Annotated in this window: 30 protein-coding genes; all 30 read left to right on the top strand. The window is 56.4% G+C overall.

Features of this window, described 5'->3' with window-relative positions; all coding sequences use genetic code 11:
• The first annotated feature begins 329 nt into the window (after nt 1–329).
• The 30 genes from KF892_24375 (at nt 330) to KF892_24230 (ending at nt 21,226) form a co-directional block, all read left to right on the top strand.
• A complete protein-coding gene (locus tag KF892_24375; GenBank protein ID MBX3628169.1) occupies nt 330–722 on the top strand; it encodes a VOC family protein in 393 nt (130 codons plus the stop codon).
• Between the two features lie 85 nt (nt 723–807).
• Nucleotides 808–1,254, top strand: a complete 447-nt coding sequence (locus KF892_24370) for a GNAT family N-acetyltransferase (protein ID MBX3628168.1) — start codon at nt 808–810, stop codon at nt 1,252–1,254.
• 66 nt (nt 1,255–1,320) lie between these two features.
• Nucleotides 1,321–1,791, top strand: a complete 471-nt coding sequence (locus KF892_24365; GenBank protein MBX3628167.1) for a GNAT family N-acetyltransferase — start codon at nt 1,321–1,323, stop codon at nt 1,789–1,791.
• 110 nt (nt 1,792–1,901) lie between these two features.
• Entirely contained in the window at nt 1,902–2,273 is a 372-nt protein-coding gene (locus KF892_24360; GenBank protein MBX3628166.1) for a nuclear transport factor 2 family protein, read from the top strand.
• Nucleotides 2,274–2,370: 97 nt separating this feature from the next.
• Nucleotides 2,371–2,682, top strand: coding sequence for a hypothetical protein (locus tag KF892_24355; protein MBX3628165.1), 312 nt, complete (start codon nt 2,371–2,373; stop codon nt 2,680–2,682).
• A gap of 176 nt (nt 2,683–2,858) precedes the next feature.
• Complete coding sequence (locus KF892_24350; GenBank protein MBX3628164.1) at nt 2,859–3,257, top strand: hypothetical protein; 399 nt, start codon at nt 2,859–2,861, stop codon at nt 3,255–3,257.
• A gap of 1,194 nt (nt 3,258–4,451) precedes the next feature.
• Nucleotides 4,452–5,087 (top strand): OmpA family protein, encoded by a 636-nt coding sequence (locus KF892_24345; protein ID MBX3628163.1) that lies wholly within the window; start codon nt 4,452–4,454, stop codon nt 5,085–5,087.
• A gap of 479 nt (nt 5,088–5,566) precedes the next feature.
• Entirely contained in the window at nt 5,567–6,196 is a 630-nt protein-coding gene (locus KF892_24340; GenBank protein MBX3628162.1) for a DUF5343 domain-containing protein, read from the top strand.
• A 2-nt stretch (nt 6,197–6,198) separates the two neighbouring features.
• On the top strand, nt 6,199–6,762 hold the full coding sequence (locus KF892_24335; protein MBX3628161.1) for a hypothetical protein: 564 nt from the start codon (nt 6,199–6,201) through the stop codon (nt 6,760–6,762).
• A 104-nt stretch (nt 6,763–6,866) separates the two neighbouring features.
• A complete protein-coding gene (locus KF892_24330) occupies nt 6,867–7,154 on the top strand; it encodes a hypothetical protein (protein MBX3628160.1) in 288 nt (95 codons plus the stop codon).
• A 182-nt stretch (nt 7,155–7,336) separates the two neighbouring features.
• Complete coding sequence (locus tag KF892_24325; protein MBX3628159.1) at nt 7,337–7,732, top strand: hypothetical protein; 396 nt, start codon at nt 7,337–7,339, stop codon at nt 7,730–7,732.
• A 133-nt stretch (nt 7,733–7,865) separates the two neighbouring features.
• Nucleotides 7,866–8,885, top strand: coding sequence for an IS30 family transposase (locus KF892_24320; GenBank protein MBX3628158.1), 1,020 nt, complete (start codon nt 7,866–7,868; stop codon nt 8,883–8,885).
• 28 nt (nt 8,886–8,913) lie between these two features.
• The gene (locus KF892_24315; GenBank protein MBX3628157.1) at nt 8,914–9,381 is read left to right on the top strand and encodes a hypothetical protein; all 468 of its coding nucleotides are present in this window, start codon (nt 8,914–8,916) and stop codon (nt 9,379–9,381) included.
• Nucleotides 9,382–9,462: 81 nt separating this feature from the next.
• Complete coding sequence (locus KF892_24310; GenBank protein MBX3628156.1) at nt 9,463–10,035, top strand: HEAT repeat domain-containing protein; 573 nt, start codon at nt 9,463–9,465, stop codon at nt 10,033–10,035.
• Between the two features lie 100 nt (nt 10,036–10,135).
• A complete protein-coding gene (locus KF892_24305) occupies nt 10,136–10,465 on the top strand; it encodes a cupin domain-containing protein (protein ID MBX3628155.1) in 330 nt (109 codons plus the stop codon).
• Nucleotides 10,466–10,608: 143 nt separating this feature from the next.
• The gene (locus KF892_24300; protein ID MBX3628154.1) at nt 10,609–11,007 is read left to right on the top strand and encodes an MAPEG family protein; all 399 of its coding nucleotides are present in this window, start codon (nt 10,609–10,611) and stop codon (nt 11,005–11,007) included.
• Nucleotides 11,008–11,088: 81 nt separating this feature from the next.
• A complete protein-coding gene (locus KF892_24295) occupies nt 11,089–11,436 on the top strand; it encodes a hypothetical protein (GenBank protein MBX3628153.1) in 348 nt (115 codons plus the stop codon).
• A 657-nt stretch (nt 11,437–12,093) separates the two neighbouring features.
• Nucleotides 12,094–12,615, top strand: coding sequence for a DUF2059 domain-containing protein (locus tag KF892_24290; GenBank protein MBX3628152.1), 522 nt, complete (start codon nt 12,094–12,096; stop codon nt 12,613–12,615).
• A 131-nt stretch (nt 12,616–12,746) separates the two neighbouring features.
• Nucleotides 12,747–13,127: a nuclear transport factor 2 family protein gene (locus KF892_24285; protein MBX3628151.1), complete on the top strand. Its 381-nt coding sequence runs from the start codon at nt 12,747–12,749 to the stop codon at nt 13,125–13,127.
• Nucleotides 13,128–13,206: 79 nt separating this feature from the next.
• Nucleotides 13,207–13,677 carry a GNAT family N-acetyltransferase gene (locus KF892_24280; protein MBX3628150.1) on the top strand — a complete coding sequence of 157 codons (471 nt, stop codon included), beginning with the start codon at nt 13,207–13,209 and terminating at the stop codon, nt 13,675–13,677.
• Nucleotides 13,678–13,757: 80 nt separating this feature from the next.
• The gene (locus KF892_24275; protein MBX3628149.1) at nt 13,758–14,339 is read left to right on the top strand and encodes a hypothetical protein; all 582 of its coding nucleotides are present in this window, start codon (nt 13,758–13,760) and stop codon (nt 14,337–14,339) included.
• 73 nt (nt 14,340–14,412) lie between these two features.
• On the top strand, nt 14,413–14,862 hold the full coding sequence (locus KF892_24270; GenBank protein MBX3628148.1) for a hypothetical protein: 450 nt from the start codon (nt 14,413–14,415) through the stop codon (nt 14,860–14,862).
• A 694-nt stretch (nt 14,863–15,556) separates the two neighbouring features.
• Nucleotides 15,557–15,889 (top strand): YegP family protein, encoded by a 333-nt coding sequence (locus KF892_24265; protein ID MBX3628147.1) that lies wholly within the window; start codon nt 15,557–15,559, stop codon nt 15,887–15,889.
• A 691-nt stretch (nt 15,890–16,580) separates the two neighbouring features.
• The gene (locus KF892_24260) at nt 16,581–16,997 is read left to right on the top strand and encodes a hypothetical protein (GenBank protein MBX3628146.1); all 417 of its coding nucleotides are present in this window, start codon (nt 16,581–16,583) and stop codon (nt 16,995–16,997) included.
• 97 nt (nt 16,998–17,094) lie between these two features.
• On the top strand, nt 17,095–17,532 hold the full coding sequence (locus KF892_24255; GenBank protein MBX3628145.1) for a hypothetical protein: 438 nt from the start codon (nt 17,095–17,097) through the stop codon (nt 17,530–17,532).
• A 286-nt stretch (nt 17,533–17,818) separates the two neighbouring features.
• Entirely contained in the window at nt 17,819–18,379 is a 561-nt protein-coding gene (locus tag KF892_24250) for a hypothetical protein (protein ID MBX3628144.1), read from the top strand.
• 101 nt (nt 18,380–18,480) lie between these two features.
• Nucleotides 18,481–18,873, top strand: a complete 393-nt coding sequence (locus KF892_24245) for a VOC family protein (protein ID MBX3628143.1) — start codon at nt 18,481–18,483, stop codon at nt 18,871–18,873.
• An 80-nt stretch (nt 18,874–18,953) separates the two neighbouring features.
• Entirely contained in the window at nt 18,954–19,349 is a 396-nt protein-coding gene (locus KF892_24240; GenBank protein MBX3628142.1) for a DUF3592 domain-containing protein, read from the top strand.
• 141 nt (nt 19,350–19,490) lie between these two features.
• A complete protein-coding gene (locus KF892_24235; protein MBX3628141.1) occupies nt 19,491–19,991 on the top strand; it encodes a GNAT family N-acetyltransferase in 501 nt (166 codons plus the stop codon).
• A 686-nt stretch (nt 19,992–20,677) separates the two neighbouring features.
• The gene (locus tag KF892_24230; protein MBX3628140.1) at nt 20,678–21,226 is read left to right on the top strand and encodes a hypothetical protein; all 549 of its coding nucleotides are present in this window, start codon (nt 20,678–20,680) and stop codon (nt 21,224–21,226) included.
• Nucleotides 21,227–21,261: the final 35 nt, after the last annotated feature.

The following is a 21,261-nucleotide window of genomic DNA, read 5'->3' as shown; positions in this document are numbered from 1 at the left end:
GCTGAAGGCCAAGCTTGTCGCGCTTCGGCGCCCGCGCGATGCCATCGAACGGCCGGTAGAGGTCAGTCAGTGGTTAGCGCTTCGCGCCGCTTGAGTAGTCAGTCCTGGGGCGCTGCCAGAGGCAGCGCTGGGGTTGCTCGTCTGGCCAGGCCCGAGCTACGCTCCACCACACTTTCACGAGTCTCCCGTTTGGCCAGCCCTGCTCTTCTCCAAGGCGCGATGCTCAACCCTTCCATCGAGAGGACGTCGCCCGGCAAGCCGGGCGCCGCCTCTCATGTCAAACGTTAGGCATCGCAGAGCGAGTGAGCGCCTTAACCGGAAAGAACGAAATGAAACTTGGCTACGTCATCGCCTATGTCCCAAACGTCTTGGAGTCACTTGCGTTCTACTCCCAGGCGTTTGGGTTTGAGCAAAAGTTCCTGCACGAATCTGGCACCTACGGGGAGCTCAGCACAGGAGGTACAACGCTGTCCTTTGCGGCACACGAGCTTGGAGATGCCAATTTCCAAGGCGGCCATGTGCATGCCAGCGCTTCGGCGAAGCCGCTCGGAATGGAGATAGCCATCGTCACGGACGATGTGGCCTCTGCTCACAAGAAGGCCATTCAGTTCGGCGCAAAGGAGCTCTCCCCTCCTTCGAAAAAGCCTTGGGGTCAAACTGTCTCTTACGTCAGAGCACCCGACGGAGTGCTTGTCGAAATATGCACGCCGGTCTCAGCGTGAAAGCGATGCCTAACCCTTCCATCGAGAGGACCAGTCCCGGCAAGCCGGGCCTGGCCTCTCATGTCAAACGTTAGACGGCTCACACGTGAAGATCCGACTGATCCAGGCGAACGAACTCACTGAGCTACTGGCGCTGTATGCGCATTTGCATCGAAAAGACGATGCTCTACCGCCGCAATCGGAAGTACTGGAAGTCTGGCAGGAGCTTCTTGCTAGTCCTCGCTACAAATACTACGGCGGCTATGTGGGCAACGAGCTTGTTTCGAGCTGCGCGCTTACGGTCATTCCAAACCTCACGCGCGGCTGCCGGCCCTATGGCGTCATCGAGAATGTCGTCACTCATGCAAGCCATCGAAATCAAGGCTATGGCAAAGCAATCCTCGCTCACGCGCTCGCACACGCCTGGTCGGTTGGCTGCCACAAGGTCATGCTTCTCACTGGCCGCAAAGACGAAGCCACTTTCAAGTTCTATGAGTCAGCAGGGTTTGATCGGCATGCAAAGCAAGCATTCGTTGCGAAGCCAGCCGTCTAACCCTTCCATCGAGAGGACCCGCCCCGGCAAGCCGGGTCGGGCCTCTCATGTCAAACGTTAGGCGCCATGAAAGTCGTCGCGGCAACAGTCGCCGATGCTGAGGAAATCAGCAAGCTGATCATCGAGCTTACTGAGCCGTTCTTTCTGTCCCCTTCGCGCGAGGGTGCCGAGCCGTTCCTTGCCTCAGTCAGCAAAGAGGCTGAGCGTGGCTACTTGAGCGCCAGCAATTTCTCGTACTTCGTCGCCAAAGCAAACGAAAAGCTTCTTGGGTTCATCGCGCTGCGCGACAACTCCCACCTATTCCACTTGTTCGTTGCCAAAGAGTTCGAAGGCAAGGGCTTGGCAACTCAGCTCTGGAGCACGGCTAAAGCAAAGGCACTGGGAGCCGGCAATCCTGGTGAGTTCACTGTCAACTCAAGCCTCAATGCTGTGCCCGTCTACGAAAGGTTCGGCTTTGTCCGCCAAGGAGAGGTTCAGCGCATGCACGGCATCGCCTTTCAGCCAATGCGGCTGAGGTCGGGCCAGAATGGCGCCTAACCCTTCCATCGAGAGGACCCGCCCCGGCAAGCCGGGCCGGGCCTCTCATGTCAAACGTTAGGCGCCGCTGGAGCGGAATCCGAAGTACCCAAACCCTCTTCTGAAGTCATATGCCCGATTGGTCTTCCCCCGAAGTCGTAGTCCAGCGCCAGCTAGACGCCTACAACGCCAGAGATATTGAAGGCTGGCTTTCCACCTATGCCCCGGACGCAAAGCAATACGAACACCCGGGCAAGCTCCTGACTTCAGGGCACGCAGAGATCCGCGCTCGCACTGCACCGCGACTACAAGAACCCAATATCCACGCCCGTCTGATCAAGCGCACGGTCATGGGCAGCATCGTCATAGATCACGAAGACATCACACGCACCTTCGCAGAAGGTCCAGGTCACATTGAGGTGGTCTGCATCTACATCGTTGAGCGCGGCCTTATTCAAAGCGCATCGTTCGTCTTTGGTCCGCAGGTTCTGAGCAAGGCGTAGCAATGGCGGCGCCTAACCCTTCCATCGAGAGGACCCGCCCCGGCAAGCCGGGTCGGGCCTCTCATGTCAAACGTTAGGCATCGCAAGTCAGAACGCCATGTACTACATCCAATACGAAGTCACACCTGCGCCCGATAGTGAGCACTTCTCAAGTGTTGGCGGTGCCTTCGTGAATTGTTTTGTCGCTGCTGATTCTGTTGAGAAGGCAACTGAGCTCGCACTACAAAACTTCAAAGACAACGGTTGGCTTGTACTCGGCATTGAAGAGGAGCCAGTTTTTGCCGAGCGAGATGATTACCTAGATCAACCAGAATGGCTCAAATGGTTTGACCTGGCGGTCGCAGAAGGCGAGTGCTACGTTTTCAATGAGTGGCCAGTAGAAGCACAAGAAGATGATGAGATTCACTAGACCATCGAATCAGAAGGCATCACGCTCATCGCTACAAGATCCACGGCACTGCGATCTAGGCACACCGTCGGTAAAACAAGCGATGCCTAACCCTTCCATCGAGAGGACCTGCCCCGGCAAGCCGGGTCAGGCCTCTCATGTCAAACGTTAGGCCGCACAACATTCGCCATCCGCATATGAAGTTCGTCATTGACTTTTCGCTTCCGCTACTCCTCTTCCTCGCCCCAGCAGTTCACGCTGCTGATGCCAAACTGGAACAGTGGTCCGAACTAATGCAACGTGAACTTCCATCGGGAATGTGCGCGCAAAACATCCCGCTGCGCACCTGCATCAAGACAACTGATCAACAGTGTCAAGCGGGATTGAAACGCTCAACTCGAACTTGTATTCAAAGAGTTCTTGGAAAGCAACCCCCTCGCGTAGTGCATCCAGAACAGTACAAGCAGTTTGGCAGCGAAGTCGGTGACTGTGCAGAAGATCTCTTTGCAATAGAGCATCGCGCCATGCTTGTCGATGTCCCGTCTTGCAAGGAATACAAGGAAGTCATCGAGCACAGCAAGTGGAAGCCAAAATGAAAGCTGGGCGCAAACGTGCGGTGCGGCCTAACCCTTCCATCGAGAGGACGTCGCCCGGCAAGCCGGGCGCCGCCTCTCATGTCAAACGTTAGGCGCTTCAATTCCCATGGCCGACGATTCGTACCTTATCGGAGCATTCCTAATCGCAGTCGTCGGCGCGGTGGCCATTTACCTATTTCAGTCCAGCCGGAGTTCACCAACCAACGAAAAGAAGTCCTGGCTTTCCTATCTTCTGCTTTGGCCGCTCATCTTTGACGCGAACAAGAACGACAGAAATGGAAGATTCCTCACCAAGCGCGAGTGGCTTGGGTGGGCAGCTGTACTGGCTTTGGTCGTCTGTGCAACTATCTTCACGAGAAGGTAAACACATTGAAGCCGAGACAATCAGCCGCGCGGGCAAGCAACGGAATCAAGGCGCGCCGTCACGTTGCAGTGCTGGCGGGGTTCACCTTGCTCGTTGCAGCGTCCTTGCTACTGGCCTATTCGCTTCGAAACGTCTCTTCCCCTGAGAAGGCTTGTGAAACGCGCTGTTCCGCAACCGGCAAGTCTGGCATCCTCGTCTACACAGGCCCAGCCACACCGAAGGCAATCTACAAAGAGGCAAACAGTGAGTGCCAGTGCCGCTGAAGCGCCTAACCCTTCCATCGAGAGGACCCGCCCCGGCAAGCCGGCTCGGGCCTCTCATGTCAAACGTTAGGCGTCGGAGGGAGCGTCTGCGACGCATACTGTGCAAATGGCAATCCCACACGCAACCCCTGGTCAGCTCATCGACATTCGGCCGTTTGGGCGAAGCCTCCAGAGCGAGAAGACCACCGCGCTCTTCAAGTCTGAGCAACTTGAAGTCATACGTCTCGTGCTTCAGGCTGGAAAGTCGCTTCCGCCACATAGCGTCGCAGGTGAAATCACTATCCAGTGCGTCGAAGGTCGAATCGATGTCACGGCAGATTCACAGAGTCATCTGCTTGAAGCGGGACAAATGCTTTTTCTAGCAAGGTACGCCTCGCATGGCGTCGTCGCCCTCGAAGACTCTTCGGCCCTGGTAACCATCGTCCTGTCGAAGTAGCGCGTTTGCGAGGCCCTGCATGTACTCGAAGAGCCCGACGCCTAACCCTTCCATCGAGAGGACCCGCCCCGGCAAGCCGGGTCGGGCCTCTCATGTCAAACGTTAGAGCGCACGAACGCCTGCAACCACTCATGCAACTCATCCGAATCTGCATCCTTCTCTTCTCGATGGCTGTTGCTGGATGCATGGCCCCGCAGCCTCCGATTTCGGCAGGTTGCAGCGACGAATCAATTGGCCGGGCAAACACTGCAACCCAGCTCCGTGAGATCGTGAACGTGTGCTTGTCTTCCCCAAAGACCGAACACTTCGCGCATGCAATCACAAAGCTCAATGAGTTACCTGCTATCGCAGGAAGACGCATTCAACTTCAATCCTCAGTTCCGCGCGCAGAATCAGAGCAAGTTTCTTTTGAAGTTGATGTGTACTTCAATCCACTGGAGGCCTATCTACCCGAAAGTGGCACCGAGAAGCTCGATGAGCTGATTGAAAGGATGAATTCAACTTACATGATTCACTCCGTCTACATAGTAGGTCGCACCGACCGAGATGAGAGGGATCTTAAAAGCTTCAAAGTCGCTCTGAAACGAGCTGACTTCGTGCGCCGCTACTTGTTGGCAGCAGGTGTGAACAGCAGTGTGCCATTCGAACTACATGAGGCAGGCCCCCGACAACCCGACACACTGGAAGGTCGAGTCCGCGATCGCTCTGCCTCCATCCTGGTCATAGCGTTTCGGCGTAGCAGTTCGGCGGTCAAGCGTGCGCTCTAACCCTTCCATCGAGAGGACTCGCCCCGGCAAGCCGGGTCGAGCCTCTCATGTCAAACGTTGAGCGGCGCAAAGGGCAAAGCCGTGCCGAGTTGCAAAGATGGCTGGCATTCCCCTTCTCCCGTTTGGCCGGCTTTCAGGTTTATCGAAGAGAATGTTTTGCCTGCGTTCACCACCGCAATGTGTTTCTCTGAGCCTCGGGCAGATAACCGCGCCTACTCGATGCAGTCGTCGTCAGCCAGTCCTTGGGTTTAGCCGTCGTGGGCGCCCTGCACCGTCCGAGCCATGCCGCGAACCGATGTGCCCTGAAAGCACACGCCGGCTAAAGTTGCTCGTCTGGCTGCGCCCTGCACGCTCGTATGCAGCGCCGCCCAACCCTTCCATCGAGAGGACTCGCCCCGGCAAGCCGGGTCGAGCCTCTCATGTCAAACGTTAGACATCACTAGCTAGACTTACGTACAACCTGCTTCGAGGGAGATGAAATGCCTGATTCATACGCGTACATCATTTCCAATAACAAGATCGAACCGATCCTTTCGCGAGTTCGTTCTGCGGCAAAGCCAGAGCGATTCAGTCGCGAGACCCTAGCTACATGGGGCTTTGGCGCATCAAACGACCGGGCCATGGTCGCGGTAATGAAGGGCTTGGGATTCCTGACTGACTCAGGCGCACCAACCGAACATTACGACCGCCTGCGGGACCCCAACGACTGGCGCTATGTGCTCGGTGAACGCATTCGCGCCGCGTACCCCGATCTGTTTTCGATTGACGCGAATATGAACTCTGCGCCAGAAACCGAGGTGAAGGGCGCAATGCTTCGAATCACGGGGAAAGATGAGGAAACAGTCAACCGCTACTACGCAACGTTCAAGACTCTCGTCTCACTAGCCAAGTTCGAACCAAGGAGCGGTAGACCTCCCGATGCCGGAAAGTCTGCGCCACAGGAGCCAGAAGCAGTAACGAAACCAAAGCCTGAAGCCATTCCAGATGAACCTGTGCATCGTCGGCGTTCCGAATATCACTACAACATTCAGATCCATCTTCCAGTGACAACGGACATCACCGTCTACAACGCGATCTTCAAGAGCCTCAAAGAGAACTTGGGGGTGTAGTCGTGCTAAAGCAGTTCGTCTTCAACGCAATGCTGGCGGAAAACTCACTTTCCCAACTCAACGAGCATGGGATCTCTGTGCGCGGCAGCGTTGCGACGCCTCCAACAATCAACGTAGGAGAAGCAGGTTTTAGTCCGCGCGTCGTCTATGAAGCCACGCAGATGGCATCTGTGTTCATGGCGTTCTTTTGCTTGGAGAATTCGGTCCGAGAACTAATAACAGAAAGACTCCTAGCTCGCGTTGGGACAGATTGGTGGCCTTCCGCCGTGCCACAGAAAATCAAAACAGCCGTCGAGAAGCTCAAAGAGAAAGAGTCCGACGCGCGTTATCACACCCCACGCTCCACTGCGTTGATCGGGTACACGATGTTCGGCAACTTGGCGCAGATCATCATTGCGAACTGGGAGAACTTCTCCGACCTTTTCCCGGATCAAGCGTGGATCATGTCCCGCTTCAACGATCTTGAAATGTCCCGAAACATCATCATGCACACGGGCACACTGCCCCAACTCGAGATCGATCGCATTGAAAGCATCGTTCGTGACTGGATTCGACAGGTCGGCTAGATGTACTTCGAATAGTCCGAGGGTGATGTCTAACTCATCCATCGAGAGGACGTCACAAGGGCTGCGCCCTTGCGCCGCCTCTCATGTCAAACGTTAGGCGTCGGATGAGCATCTGGGTATACGTAGCTTGGTTTCGCGACCTCCTTGCCGATCCAGACGACGAAGACTATGAATGGGTCGCCGTCATGTCCATTGCTGCAAACTCTGCTGAAGCGGCAAAGTCATGGGGTGATCGCCTAGCGATAGCGCGAGCATCTAGAGAAGACAAGAACGAATTTCTCTGGTCAGAGATTCATTTGCCATCGGATCCGATGTACGAGCATGTGAGCATCGAAGAGTTGCCACTCGTACAAGATGGCATCGAGCCAGAAGATTCAGCCATAGGCTGGTAGTAGCCTGCCACCTCGTTCCGACGAGAAGGAAAGCCAACGTGAACCACGAAGGTAGAAGTAATCGTAGAAGCTGGCCACGCGCGACGCCTAACCCTTCCATCGAGAGGACCCGCCCCGGCAAGCCGGGTCGGGCCTCTCATGTCAAACGTTAGAGCGCATTAGTCGCCATACGACGCCGAGACATGGGCAAGTCGAAAAAGAGTCAGTCAGAGTCTCAGCAAGACGCCAAAAGCAACTGGAGGCCGAATGAGATTCCGTTTGCTCTTCGTCTCTATTCCCTCGTCTTAGCTGCACTCTTGCTTGCATACGGCATATCCGGGTTCCTGAACAACAAGCTGGAAATCGCAACAAGAAAAGGTGGCGGTGGTCGCTTGGTTCTGTATGACAGGCCAGCTTGGCTGCTAGCCAGCTCCGTCATCGTCGGCGCAATACTTTTACTCTCACTCATAGTGGACCACTACGACAGACGCAACAACGAAGGTTGGTATCGAGCCTTTAGGCAAGCAATGATCTATGTGGGTCTAGCGCTTCTAGCCGCCGCCCTCGTTTCATACGTCTACCTCGCACTACTTGGATAGATGAAGAATGCGCTCTAACCCTTCCATCGAGAGGACGTCGCCCGGCAAGCCGGGCGCCGCCTCTCATGTCAAACGTTAGGCAGCAGGGCCGGCTCAGATTTGAAGTGCAACACCTCCATTAAGGTGCTGCACCATGGGAACACACTACAGCCATCTCACCGAAGCTCAGCGCATTGCACTCGATGCCTTGCTCATCCAAGGTCATAGCCAGCGTTACGCCGCCAGGCGGCTCGGCGTCAGCCCTTCCACCGTCTCTCGCGAGGTCAAGCGCGCTCGGGACTACGGGTTCACTCGCTACGTCGCGCTCTTCGGCCAGAGGGCCTATGCCGCCGGCCGCAAGCGGGCGGGTTGCTTGCGCCGCAAGTTCTGCCCTTCCGGGCGCAGCCCGCTCTGGCGCCTGGTCCGAGCCGGCTTGCACCGCCGCTGGTCGCCCCAGCAGATCGCCGGCAGACTCAAGTCCATGAACAGCCCGGACTACGTCTCTCACGAGACGATCTATTGCGCCATCTATGCCCAACCACGCGGCACGCTGCGCACTGAGCTCATCACCTTGCTCCGCAAGAGCCACGCAGGCCGGCTGCCTCGGGCTCGCGGCTCCAAGCGCACGACCCTGCCCAACATGACCTCCATCGATCTGCGCCCGCCGGAGGTGGCGGCCCGCATCGTGCCGGGTCACTGGGAAGGTGATCTCATCAAGGGCGCTCGCAACGCCTCGGCCGTCGGAACGCTTGTGGAGCGAAGCAGCCGCTACGTGATGCTCGTCAAGCTCGATGGCTTCGGCTCTGCGCCCGTGCTGGAAGGCTTCACCAAACGGCTACGCCGCGTGCCCGCCAGCCTGCGCAAGACCCTCACTTACGACCAGGGCGCAGAGATGGCCAAGCACGAGACTCTGGCCAAGCGTCTGCACATGGACGTCTTCTTCTGTGATCCCCACAGCCCTTGGCAGCGCGGCTCCAATGAGAATGCCAACGGGCTCATCCGCGAGTACCTACCCAAAGGCATGGATCTCAGCACCGTCACCCAGGCTCAGCTCACCGCCATCGAGCGCTCCCTGAACAACCGCCCTCGCGCTATCCTCGACTTCGCAACCCCTCAAGAAGTCTTCGACCAACTCAAGCTCAACCACATCGCTGGTGTTGCGCTTCAAGTTTGAAACCGCCCAGAAAGGAGCGCCCCACAGCATGAAAGCGTTTCTCGACACAACGCCACAAAGTCTTTCCGAATTACCTTCTGTTGAAGACGCATTGAAGGCATTCAGAGCCCATATCCTCAACTATCGGAAGGTTCTGAATGACGAAGGAATCTGGCTCTTCCTTTCCACTGTTGGTTGTTGGGGCGTACCGCAACCTATGTACCAATTGGTCGCCTATGACATGACAGTCATGCTGTTTGGTGCGCGGATGAAGAGCCGATATACGGAAAGGCAGTCTTTCACTGAACTCGGCGAAATTCTGGAGGGAAGGATTGGCAGAGAGACTTCAGACCCCGGCGAACGAGCGAAGCAACTTTTGCTCCTAGAGCAACTGCGAAAGTCAAATTTGTCCGGCCTACGCCCGCTTCGGACGATCAAAGTCTTCTTTTTCTGCTGGCTCTTCTATGGAGCCAGCTTTGGTTACGCGATGCTTCACCTCCCGAAGACTGCTGCCTAACCCTTCCATCGAGAGGACGCTTTCCGGCCTACGGCCTCCAAGCGCCTCTCATGTCAAACGTTAGGCGCCCTGGAGTCCGTAGTGCCAGCTGAACTCCTCGATCAAGTCGAAGCGAACAACAAGGCGGTCTTGTATCGCTGTCGCTTGTCGCAACAGCTCACGGACGACTTGGCGCCGGCATTGGTTGCTCTGCTTCAGTCCTCAGACCGAGGTGTTGTCTTCCGGTCGCTTGCGGCTTTGCACACGATCGGCCCAGCTGCAAAGCAAACCATCGCAGGTATCCGCCTGCTGCTAGATCATCCCGATCCCGAAGTTCAAAAGGCTGCAATCTTCACGCTGTCTCATGTCGGGCTTGATACACCCGAACAGGTGATGCCGCTCCTACTCGAGAGAGTTGAAAGCGCCGTTCATGTCGAAGCGCTGCTATTCGCGTTCATCCATATCGGTCACAACGCTTCTGCTGGCCTTCCACTCGTCGCGAGCGCCATCAGGAGCTCATCTGGTCATACCCGGCGGCTTGCACTCCGCTGCCTGGAGGCCATTGGCACGTCAGAAGCTGCGGCCGCTCCGCTTTTGCTGGCGGCGCAGAATGACCGAAACGCAGAAGTGCGAGCTATGGCGTCCAAGATTGCCAAACGGTATGCGGGCGCCTAACCCTTCCATCGAGAGGACGCTTTCCGGCCTTCGGCCTCCAAGCGCCTCTCATGTCAAACGTTAGGCGTCGGGTGGAGCGTCAGCGACGCATACTGTGCACATGGCAATCCCACACGCAAATCCTGGTCAGCTCATCGACGTTCGTCCATTGGGCCTGCGCCTTCAGAGCGCAAAGACCACCGCGCTGTTCAAGTCTGAGCAGCTTGAAGTGATACGTCTCGTGCTTCTGGCAGGAAAGTCACTTCCGCCACATAGCGTCGCAGGCGAGATCACCATCCAGTGCATCGAGGGTCGAATCGATGTCACGGTCAATTCACAGAGCCATCTGCTTGAAGCTGGAGAGATGCTCTTTCTGGCAAGGTCCGCATCGCATGGCGTAGTCGCCGTCGAAGACTCATCTGCGTTGGTGACAATCGTCCTGTCGAAATAGCTTGTCTGTGAGACACGTCATGTATTCGAAGAACCCGACGCCTAACCCTTCCATCGAGAGGACCAGTCCCGGCAAGCCGGGCCTGGCCTCTCATGTCAAACGTTAGGCGGCACAAAAGCCCGCACACATACGCAAAAGGCCCCATGAAAGACCCAGTCGTGCTCTGCGTCGCCGTCCTTGTTCTCTTCTATGCCGCATTGAGTCTTAATGTCTCAAGAGTGCGTCTCAAGCGCCGAAGCGATCCCTCTGTATCGGAAGCAATGCTCACGAAGGCCATACGGGCTCACGGCAATGCATCGGAGTACATCCCTCTCTTCGTCGCAGGGCTCCTCTACCTCAACGCCGTAGCTCCTGGTCCATTCGTCATCGGCCTAGCAATAGCGGTCTTGCTATGCAGGCTTTTGCATGCAACTGGCATGTTCCTCATCCCCTCGGTCGCCGAGCGGCATCCCCTTCGCTTCATCGGCGCACTCGGCACGTACTTTTGCCTGTTTGCTCTGGGCGGAGCGTTGCTCATGCATTGGTTTGGTGGCAAGGCGTAGAGTGCCGCCTAACCCTTCCATCGAGAGGACCCGCCCCGGCAAGCCGGGTCGGGCCTCTCATGTCAAACGTTAGGCGCCTCAATGGTCATCTTCGAATCAGAAGCCGCACTCGTAGCAGCCCTCTCGTTGCACGACGATCTAATACGTCAATGCGCTTCAGGTCAGTTGTCTTTCGACGAGTTCTGTGAAAAGTACGAAGACTTCTATGCCTTCCATGCTCTAGATGGGCATGAATCCGATGAGCAAGAACTCGCTTTGCTAGAGAAGTACGAGGCCAGAATTGAGCCTCACCGAATCATCGCCGTGGAGATTCTTGGTCAAGTGTGCTCAGACGAAAACGCAAAGCTAGAGATCTACAAGAAGGCTGGTCGCTTTGGGTCGGAAGAGGCTGTATCAAGACTGCGTGGCATTAAGCTGCAAGAAAACTAGTCGAGCGGTAGCCGAATGCCTATGCAACCAAACATCGTGCTACTGGGCAGGTCCAAAGTGCCACTCTTCCGCCAGGCGCCTAACCCTTCCATCGAGAGGACCCGCCCCGGCAAGCCGGGTCGGGCCTCTCATGTCAAACGTTAGCCGGCTCGCAATCGAATGCGTTACGACAGTGCCATGCTCGGGTTCGCAGCAGCAGTTCAGTGCCGGGCGCAAGGTCGGAGCGCTTGCGAGAGAGTTCAAGGCACTGCTCCTTCCACAAAGAATTCAGCGAGTGCCGGTCGCACGGCCTGCGCGCTTGCCATCAATTGGGTCAAGGCCGTGCTACTTCGTAAGAATCCGGTGGCCGAGAATCGCGGCAACTCCAAGATTTCAGAGGGTGCACTCTCGGCCTGGCTCGCCTGTCGCACAGAGTCAAGAATCATGTGCCGCTTCAGCCCGGCCTGAGCACAGTCGAGCGAAAGACAAAGACGGCCTAACCAAGAATGCAAAAGCAAATTCAAGGGTCAGCGTTTCCGCTCCGTTCACGTCCGCTGCCCTGGGGTATTCGGTCGCCGCGGGTCGAGCTGCGCCAACAGCCGGCTAACCCTTCCATCGAGCTGACGTGCCCCGGCGAGCCGGGTCACGCAGCTCATGTCAAACGTTAGGCAGCACAACATGCACATGCGCATTCACTTCGCGATCGCCTTCATCATTTCTACAGTTGCCACTTCGGCCGCCTGTGAATCTTTATCACCGGCCATGACATTGGCGTTCTCTGAGTCCGTTCTCGTCGGCGTAAAGCTCTCCGTAGCTCAAGGCGTAAGAGCCGGAAAGGTCCCTTCAAATCGAGGTCAGTGCGTAGCCGCGCTTCCATCAAACTCGTTCTCCGATGTAATAGATGGCCTGCTATCTCAGCACTTCGCGGCGTCTGAGTTGCGTCAGGCCGAAAGTTTCTTTGCCAGCGAAGTTGGGAAGAAGTACACCCAATACGGAAAGCTGCAGGCATACCAGCAACTCGGTGAACCTCTTCCAAGTCCGTTGCCGAACTTCAGCGACGCCGAGTACAAACAACTGGAGTCGTTTGCTGCAACCAAGGTGGGCGATTCACTCATCAAGCAGAAGATCATGGAATCACCTACCTCACGGCAGGCATATCAGGCCCGTATTCGGGAGTTGTTGGCGCAGTGCGCCAAGTAAGGCCGAGGTGCGCGGTGCTGCCTAACCCTTCCATCGAGAGGACTCGCCCCGGCAAGCCGGGTCGAGCCTCTCATGTCAAACGTTAGACGCCGCTAGAGTCGCAATCCAAAAAACTCTCTGTACGGAAGCTTATGCCTGAGTGGTCATCACCTGAAGTCGTTGTCCAGCGCCAGCTGGATGCCTACAACGCCAAAGACATAGAAGGCTGGCTTGCTACTTACGCCTCTGACGCAAAGCAATACGAGCACCCAGGCAAGCTCCTGACTTCAGGGCACGCTGAAATTCGAGCACGCACGGAACCACGCTTCAAAGAGCCAAGCCTGCATGCCAAGCTCATCAAGCGCACGGTCATGGGGTCTGTCGTCATCGATCACGAAGACGTCTCCAGAGATTTCACAGAAGGCCCTGGTCATATAGAGCTGGTTTGCATCTATGTGGTTGAGCGCGGGCTCATCCAAAGTGCGTCGTTTGTGTTTGGCCCGCAAGTGCTGGCCAGGTCGGGGCAGAGGTGAGAGCGGCGCCTAACCCTTCCATCGAGAGGACGCTGCCCGGCAAGCCGGTCAGCGCCTCTCATGTCAAACGTTAGGCGCCATGAAAGTCGTCGCGGCAACAGTCTCCGATGCTGAGGAAATCAGCAAGCTGATCATCGAGCTTAGTGAGCCGTTCTTTCTGTCCCCTTCGCGCGAGGGTGCCGAGCCGTTCCTTGCTTCAGTCAGCAAAGAGGCTGAGCGTGGTTACTTGAGCGCCAGCAATTTCTCGTACTTTGTCGCCAAAGGAAACGAAAAGCTTCTTGGGTTCATCGCACTGCGCGACAACTCTCACCTATTCCACTTGTTCGTTGCCAAAGAGTTTCAAGGCAAGGGCTTGGCAACTCAGCTCTGGAGCACTGCTAAAGCAAAGGCACTTGGAGCCGGGAATCCCGGTGAGTTCACTGTCAACTCAAGCCTCAATGCTGTGCCCGTCTACGAAAGGTTCGGCTTTGTCCGCCAAGGCGAGGTTCAGCGCATGCACGGCATCGCCTTTCAGCCAATGGGGCTGAGGTCGGGCCAGAATGGCGCCTAACCCTTCCATCGAGAGGACCCGCCCCGGCAGGCCGGGGCGGGCCTCTCATGTCAAACGTTGAGCGTCATAAACCGATCGCCATGCAAAGCCACTACTTCCTAGCCCTCTCGATGTTCGCGGCTGGCTGTACGTCTGTGCCAATCCCACCGCCGCTGAGCGGCGAAGAGACGGCTTCGATCTCAAACGCGCCCAAGCCCGCACTAACCGCGGCAATTGCAAGTTGCGAGCACGGAGCGCAAGTCGAGTTCGCTCACTGCACCTACTTGGTCAAGGAAGTGGCTGAGATCCTGAAGAAGACCGAACTCTTTATAGATGTCAAACCGTCAGCTGACGCGACAGCCGACATTGCAGTAGAGATTCACAAAACGCCTAGACGTGCTCACTGGACTACGCCCAGTCACAACCCGGCTGCAGCACTCTTGTCGCTCGCCATTCCGTTCTGGTGGAAGGAGTCCTACGGCTACCACTTGACGCTTCGCGAAAAGAAAGGCCGCACCGTCGAAGTCAATACGCTGCGCGAAGGAACAGTTGTTCAGTGGTCGCTGGCCTCTCTCTTGAACATCGGAGATAAACGGGCGCTAGAGCCGAAGAGCGAGCGCGAGGCCGAACAACTGAAGGTTCAAATCCTCCGTGGGCTTCAAGCAGGCCAGACCGCGAAATGACGCCCAACCCTTCCATCGAGAGGACCAGTCCCGGCAAGCCGGGCCTGGCCTCTCATGTCAAACGTTAGGCGCCATGAAAGCCGCAGAGGTCACATCTCTAGTCGTTGAAAGTGCTGCGCGGTTTGGAGACCGCAATCCGCAGCAATTCAGCCAATTGGCTTCTCGGTTCCAGAAGGTGCCTCAGCAAGAGCTTGCCCAGGGTTTGCTACAGGTCTTCACGGAAGGCAATGCGCCACCCGAAGGGTCAGCCGCTCAAGAGCTTGCAGGTCGTCTACTTGTCGCGCTTCAACCCGAAGCAGTACTCGATCTAAGGGCAGTTCTCAGCGCGGCTCTATCCCGCTACGAGCTAAGCGTCGAGCAGTTCCCGCAGTACCTCGGTTCGCGCGTTGGTGCAGATCAAGTTCTCAAAGAGCTGGAGGCTCTGGCTGGTAGCGATCTATCGGCACAGGAGCGTCGCTCGCTCGAAACCATGAGGTTCTGGCTCGGCCGGCCCAGCCTCAGAGCTAGGCAGAATGGCGCCTAACCCTTCCATCGAGAGGACCCGCCCCGGCAAGCCGGGTCGGGCCTCTCATGTCAAACGTTAGCCGGCTCGCAATCGAATGCGTTGCTTCAGTGCCATCTCCCATTCGCAGCAGAAGCAGTCCAGTGCAGGGCGCAAGGCCGGAGCGCTTGCGAGAGAGTTCAAGGCCCTGCTCCTTTCACGAAGAGGCCAGTCAGTGCCGGTCCCACGGCCTTCGCGCTTGCCACCGATTGGGTCCAGGCCGTGCTACTTCGGAAGAACCCGGTGGCCAAGAATCGAGGCGCCTCGAAGGTTTCAGAGAGTGCACTCGCGGGCTTGCCAGCCATGTGCGCAGAGCCAAGAATGAAGTGCCTGTTCAGCGAGGTCTTCTGCGTCGCGTCGCCTGAGCGCATTCGAGCCAAAGACAAAGACGGCCTAACCCAAGATGCAGATGCAAATTCAAGAGTCAGCAGTTCCTCTCCGTTCGCGTCCGCTGCCCCAGGGTATTCGGTTGGCGCTGGTCGAGCTGTGCCAACAGCCGGCTAACCCTTCCATCGAGAGGACCCGCCCCGGCAAGCCGGGTCGGGCCTCTCATGTCAAACGTTAGGCGGCGGCAATTCCGCTCTATGCACCACTAACACGCGACTGCTGGCCGTCCTTCTCTTGAAAGGTAGTATGAGCAGCCCACTCCCGGGCATCAACAGTAACTGGAGGCTCTATGGCTGGCTGGTATGAACTGAAAACAAACGACAAAGGGCAAACGTCCTTCGTGCTGAAGGCCGGGAACGGAGAGGTCATTCTTTCGAGCGAGATCTACGAGAGCAAATCCAGCGCTGAGAATGGCATTGCATCAGTGCAAAAGAACTGCAGCAGCGATGAGCGATACGAGCGCAAGGACTCGAAGGACGGTCGGTTCTATTTCAATCTGAAAGCCGCAAACCACCAGATCATCGGCACCAGCCAAATGTACAAAGCGGCTGCGAGCAGAGAAGACGGCATATCGTCCGTCAAGGCAAACGGCACCGCCACGGTAGTGAAAACCGCCGCCTAACCCTTCCATCGAGAGGACTCGCCCCGGCATGCCGGGTCGAGCCTCTCATGTCAAACGTTAGGCATCTGAAATTCCGCATGCACCCTCTTCACACTCTCACTATTGAGCCCTTGTCCGGCGTTGGGCCAATTCGTCTAGGCATGTCAAAGGATGAGGTAAGCCGTGCATTCACGTATGTCTACCAAAGCTTCTTTAAGACAGAAGATTCCGCAGTTCGATCGGATCAATGTGGTCCAGTTGGCCTCATCATTCACTACGACGCGGAAAGCAAGGTCAACCACATAGAAATATCAAAGCCGAGCGAGTCAGTTGCCAAGTTCCTTCTTTATGGGAAGGATCTCTTTCAACTCTCGGTCGCGGAAGTTGTCGCGCTACTTTCCTCCAAGGCGAGCCAGTATCAGGAAGACTGCTACGGCTATGACTTTCCGTCATTGGGAATAGCGACATACAACAACGATCTCGAGTCAAACCAAGATCTTATTGAGAGCATCGGTCTTGGGTATGCGAGGCCACACACAGATGCCTAACCCTTCCATCGAGAGGACTCGCCCCGGCAAGCCGGGGCGAGCCTCTCATGTCAAACGTTAGGCCGCTGAGTTCACGAGCACCGAGCCACGTTAACTTTCCCGCGTTAACTTGCAAGGCAATCTGACAGATGCTGCAATTCAAGCTTCCAGATTCGGAGAATGAAATGTCAGCAACCGTCATCTCTATCTACGGAGGCCCTAAGACGTATGGCAGCCGCAAGGTCTACGCCTACCTTGAATCAAATGGCTACAAGCGGGTGCAATGGCCAATGAGTCCAGAGCTCGCGTCAATGCTTGCATCTCTTGCGAAGAAGAAGTCTCTCTCGCAGAAGGATGTCATTACTCAAGCCTGTCGCTTCAGCTATCAGCCTGACACACGATTCATGCCCGAGGAACTTACGCGCTTGGGAGATCCCTCACTTCGCGGAAAACGGTTCACTTGGTATGCACCTGTTGAGCTGTACGAAAACATGACCTCACTCGGAGACAAATGGGGCTGTGGCTTTAGAGAGCTAATCGATACAGCACTGTTCCACTTCTATGGGCAAGAGATTCACGATCTCTTAGCGGAAGAGCAATGAGAATGCGGTGTCGAGGCACGCAGCGGCCTAACCCTTCCATCGAGAGGACGTCGCCCGGCAAGCCGGGCGCCGCCTCTCATGTCAAACGTTAGGCGTCATGAAGCGCGTTCACCGTCTCTCAGCTGGACTGACTTGCTCATTGGCAGTCGCTCAAGCATTCGCTGGCGAACCGTCTCCTCCTCCACCGTCCATCCAAGATTCGACCGCCATCAGGATCGTGGTCGCTCGTTGCAAGAGAGCACCTGAAAAGACAATTGAGGTTCAAGATCTCACGCAAGTGAAGAAGCTCGCGGCTGAGATGGCACAAGTCAGAAAGCCGACTGGAATAGCAGCGGCAAAGTATGCGTGCAGCACCGAAGTCAGCTTCCTCAAATCCGCGCAACCTCTTGCGGTCGTACAGGTCTTTCCTTGCTCAGCAATGGAGCAAGCGCCGGTTAGCGGTAAGCGCTACTTCCAGTATGCGAGCGGCTTCAACCAGCTTCCCGAGCTCAGCCTTCTGGTCAAAAATCTTGGCCAAGGCGTCGAATGCCGGTGACGCCTAACCCTTCCATCGAGAGGACTCGCCCCGGCAAGCCGGGTCGAGCCTCTCATGTCAAACGTTAGGCGTCGACCAAACATCTATGGAAGCTGAGAGGAAGGCTTGGGCCGATCGCGCGGAAGCGTCAGGATACTTTCCGCACATTCGGGCGATAGCACAGAATTCCACGGCTGCCATCTGGTGGTCACGCTCCTCGTCGCCGATCGGCAGTGCTGTACTCCACAGCGGAACTGCTACTTTTGTTCATACCGGCAAGAGGACGCTCTGCGTTACTGCTGGCCACGTGTTCGAGAAGTACCGCGCGCAAAGGAAAGAGTTCGCGGATCTTGAGTGCCAGGTTGGAAGCGTTCGAGTCGAACTCGAAGACTATCTGGTCGACTACAGCAGTAGCTTGGACCTTGCAACTTTTGACCTGCCCCCGGTTCTTTTGGCTGCCTCTCGAGCCTCTCCTCATGGAGCGCCCAAATGGCCACCAACCGCCGTTGCAGAATCAGACATCGTCATACTCGGTGGATATCCCGGCCTTCTACGCATCGAGGAGACTGGCCGACTTGGAACACCATTCGTGTCGTTTCTAGCTCCAATCGCACAGGCGTCTTCTGATCACTCAGCAATCCAGCTGAATCTCGAAGACTCTTATTGGCCCGATGGTTCTGGTGGGCTTGCCCCCGCATCTGAGCTGGGAGGCATGAGCGGTGGACCGCTATTTCGCTACCGGACTGAGCCTGTGGAGTACTTCGAACTCGTGGGATTCATCTATGAGGCGAGTACCTCATACGGAATTGTCTTTGCGAGGCATGCAGCGTGCATCGACGACTATGGCCGAATCGCAGTCGACGCCTAACCCTTCCATCGAGAGGACGTCGCCCGGCAAGCCGGGCGCCGCCTCTCATGTCAAACGTTAGGCATCGCAGAGCGCGTACAGCCTCAACCGGAAAGTACGAAATGAAACTTGGCTACGTCATCGTCTACGTTCCAAACGTCTCGGAGTCCCTCAAGTTCTTCTCCGAAGCGTTCGGGTTTGAGCAGCGGTTTCTGCACGAATCTGGCACCTACGGAGAGCTCGATACCGGAGGCACAACGCTGTCCTTTGCTGCACACGAACTCGGAGACACCAGTTTCCCAGGGGGTCATGTGCATGCGAGCGCCTCGGAGAAGCCACTCGGAATGGAAGTAGCCATCGTCACAGCCGATGTCGCCTCTGCTCACAGGAAGGCCATTCAGCTCGGCGCGAAGGAGCTCTCTCCTCCTTCGCAGAAGCCCTGGGGTCAGACGGTGTCTTATGTCAGGGCACCCGACGGGGTGCTTATCGAAATTTGCACTCCGGTTTCAGCGTGAAAGCGATGCCTAACCCTTCCATCGAGAGGACTCGCCCCGGCAAGCCGGGTCGAGCCTCTCATGTCAAACGTTAGGCGTCTGTGAGCCTCGTCCTCGTCGCATCGCTACTTTTCTTGCTTCTTCCCGTTGGTGCGGGCGTCGCTCTCATATCGAACCACAGGAAGCTCATGCGCAATACGAGGCGAGCAAACGGAAAAACTCTGGCGCCAAGAGAGCATGCTGACTCCTTCGATGACACCTACTTCACGTCAGTCGTTGAATACTCGGTAGACGGCGTTCGCTATGTAATCGAAGCGGACGGAATATCAAACTTCCGGTGGTGCCATCGTGCAGGGCGCGATGTTCAGGTGTACTTCCCACCCGAAAAGCCGAACGCCGGAAAGCTCCTCCATTGGTGGCTTCCGGCTCTCTACTGGCTGCCGATACTCCTTGCTGGCTATGTAGCATTCATACTGCTCTACGCGTCGTCCCGATGAAAAAGAAGAGCATGAACAGTTCCTCAAGCACGCCTGCTCAGTCAGCTGCCGGCGCCATCGCGCAGCCGCCTAACCCTTCCATCGAGAGGACCCGCCCCGGCAAGCCGGGCCGGGCCTCTCATGTCAAACGTTAGGCCGCACATGGCACCAGCGCTCTCATACTTCCACGACATCCATGCAAAAGAGTTCGCCACCGCCGCGAACAGAAGCAAGTCACTTCATCGTTCTTGGGTTCATCCGCCCACAACGAAGCAGGAAGCAGAAGAACTGGCCAACCGCAGGCAAGGCCCAAACGACTATGGTTACCTGATTCGAGACTACGAAACCGGCAAGATCGCCGGTTACATTGAAATCACGAACATCGTCCGCGGCCAGTTTCAAAGCGCCTACCTCGGGTACTACATGTTCAAAGGCTTCGAGCGCCTCGGCTACATGAAGTGGGCTCTACAAACCATCATTGCAACGAAGGCGTGGAAAGAGCTGAAGTTGCACAGACTGGAAGCAAACATCCAAGTAGGCAACGAGGCATCTATCGCTTTGGTTCAATCCCTTGGCTTTCAGCAGGAGGGCTACTCTCCTCGCTATCTGAAAATCGGTGGCCGCTGGCGCGATCACGAGCGCTGGGCAATCCTATGCAAGTAGCGGTGCGGCCTAACCCTTCCATCGAGAGGACGTCACCCGGCAAGCCGGGCGCCGCCTCTCATGTCAAACGTTAGGCCGCAGGAGGGGAGAATGCCTGCCTCGATTACAACAACCGGAGGAGAAAATGCAGATTGAAGCCGCGTGGTCGAAGCCAATACACCTCAAGAGAAGCAAGTCACCTAAGCTCATCTAAGAAATCGACATAGACGAACTTCCAGCTGTGCCAGGCGTGTATGTATTCGGCAGAAAGTATGGGGATTGCGTGGTCCCGATTTATATCGGAGAGACCCTCTCCGTCAAGGGCAGGGTCAAGAGTCATCTGAACTCGCTTGCTCTTATGAAAGAGATAGAGAACTCGCCTAAGGGTGAGCGCTTCTTTATGTACTGCACGGTAAAGACTCGCTCATCCGAGCGTGCCAAAGTGCAAGTGAAGATCCTTGAAAAGGCGCTAATCCTGCACGCGCAGACAGAAGGTCACGTTCTCTTTAACAAACGCGGCACCAAGCTGCCCACGGATGAGATTTCATTTTCTGGGAACCGAACCTCTGAAGCCATCGCACCAAGGGTCATGCTTATCAAGCGTGCGCTCACGAAGTCGAAGCGACCTGCGGCCTAACCCTTCCATCGAGAGGACATGCCCCGGCAAGCCGGGTCATGCCTCTCATGTCAAACGTTAGGCATCGCCAATGCCACTCGAACACAATCTTGAGCATCGGTACGCATTGAAGACTGCGCTGGAGCAGTTGCTCGGTCGGACGGCTTGGTACGAACTGAAGGAAACAACCTCGCTTGTTTCCTGGCGAAAGCACACCCTCAAAGCAATCAAAGCTATCCGTATTGGCGTTCAGGAGAACGTCAAGATTAGAGATGAAGCTTGGGCATGCGAAGTCGAAACCAACCTCGCCCGAGGCGAGAGCGCGATATCTGAGTCCAAAGACATAGACGACTTGCTAGCTTCTTTCACCGCGACGCTACTTAGGCAAGTCTTCTTACAGCTAGGTGCGTGCCCAGATCGAAGAGTGCTTGATCGCGTGGCGCTGACGAAAGAGAACTGGCGGCTGAATGGCCACCGAAGCGTTCAGTACGTTCAATCCCGAGAGCAGCTTGAAAGCGTCTTCTGGTCTAAACAGCAGGAAGAAATTGGCTTTGAAGCGCAAATGAAGCTGCACAACGAGCACCGTTGGAGCAAGAGCCATCTTTCATACTCTGAGTGGTGTCGCCAGCGCGATGCCTAACCCTTCCATCGAGCTGACGTGCCCCGGCAAGCCGG

The organism is Rhizobacter sp., from assembly GCA_019635355.1.
Classification (GTDB): domain Bacteria; phylum Pseudomonadota; class Gammaproteobacteria; order Burkholderiales; family Burkholderiaceae_C; genus Rhizobacter.
Note: the sequence above shows the minus strand (reverse complement) of the source record. Positions and strands in the feature narration are given on the sequence as shown.